The 1,056-nt window shown below is 58.0% G+C and carries 1 protein-coding gene; it reads left to right on the top strand.

Features of this window, described 5'->3' with window-relative positions; translation table 11 throughout:
* Positions 1–467: 467 nt before the first annotated feature.
* Positions 468–620: a hypothetical protein gene (locus AC066S_RS38890; protein WP_167767845.1), complete on the top strand. Its 153-nt coding sequence runs from the start codon at positions 468–470 to the stop codon at positions 618–620.
* Positions 621–1,056 lie beyond the last annotated feature (436 nt).

Raw genomic sequence — 1,056 nt, 5'->3', positions numbered from 1 at the left:
CAGCGATCGCCCAAGAGCAATTTGCAAGAAACTGCGGGCTCACCCGCCGAAATCCTGCGAACAGAACCATGTCTGTTCGCCAAAAATCGATTCTCTCTCAACGGCTTGCGTGTTCTTCACAACCGACTGACTAGGTCCTCGTTCCAAGACCGAGCCTGCTGCGACTTGACTACGTTAATGCCGGGCAGGATCCCGCATCCAAACTGGACTTACCGGACCTGGAAGCTTGATCTCCTACGCCGGAGGCCGCGTCCTCGTTGGAGCCGCCGACGCTTAAGCTTGGCTGAGCAGATCGGCGTCGCTGCGGCTGGAGCGACGCGCGATCGCTATTCGGAGGCAACAGACGCAGGTGATACTTATTGAGTATCACGTGATGTCAAATCTGGCACTAGACACGACACAGCTTCCTGCCACAGTGATAGGTATCTGAACCTGCTGATGATGCAGCTTCAGCTCGGGAAACTGCTATGCAGAAACCACCGCTCGAATCCAATGTCGCGGATCTGGCTCCTGCCGAGCCGGTCGTGACACTCTATGACTACACGCATCTTGTCACTTATTGGCGCCTGTTGGACGCCAATAAGGAGGGTGCAGACTGGCGCGAGGTCAGTCGGATGTAAACGGTACGAGAGGGCCACGGACTTGGCGCGGACGGCCTACGCGCCACGCTTGAAGCGTATAGGCATCCAGAACTGCCGCAGGGCCTCGACGGTTGCTGGAATGTCGCGCCAGGCGTTTTGGATGATGGGTTGTGTTCCCAGTGTGCGCCGGGCCCGGGGGCAGAAAGGGCCGACCGGCGTCATCGATGCAATGGACCAGGATCGGCCGCAGCATAAGGTGTTCGGTTCCGTTCGGGGAGAGAAGCCGCGACCAGACGAGAAGCCGAAGCTTCATGACGGCGTAGAAGCCCATGCACCAAGGTGTCCGTTGTCAGATGATTTGAGACTGATCAGGCGTTCTGCGAAGGGAGGCTCTGGCTCATCAGGGGTTAGAGTTTAAGCGGCCTGCAGACGATGCTGCAAGCGACGATTTGCAATGGTGTCGCGCTTGATGCGC

It is taken from the genome of Bradyrhizobium sp. CFUWI (assembly GCF_056429085.1).
Note: the sequence above shows the minus strand (reverse complement) of the source record. Positions and strands in the feature narration are given on the sequence as shown.